Below are 261 nucleotides of genomic sequence, written 5' to 3' on the forward strand. Positions count from 1 at the left end.
GCAACGCGCTCGCGAAGCTGCGCCGCCGGCTCGGCGATCCGCTGTTCGTGCGCGGGCCGGGCGGCGTCGTCCCGACACCCTTCGCGTTGCGGCTGGCCGAACCGGTTGCGCAGGCGCTGTCGACGCTGCATGCCGCGCTCAATCCGGAGACCGGTTTCGATCCGCTGTGCGCGTCGCGCACGATGACGATCGGCATGACCGATATCGGCGAAGTCGTGTTCCTGCCCGCGTTGCTCGAACATCTGGCGCGCACGGCGCCGG

General features: G+C 70.9%; 1 pseudogene. It reads left to right on the top strand.

Going from position 1 to position 261, the window contains the following annotated elements:
* A pseudogene (locus SB751_RS32085) lies at positions 1-261 on the top strand (LysR family transcriptional regulator); the annotation flags it as partial.

Source organism: Cupriavidus sp. SIMBA_020 (assembly GCF_046535395.1).
GTDB classification, from domain to species: domain Bacteria; phylum Pseudomonadota; class Gammaproteobacteria; order Burkholderiales; family Burkholderiaceae; genus Cupriavidus; species Cupriavidus campinensis.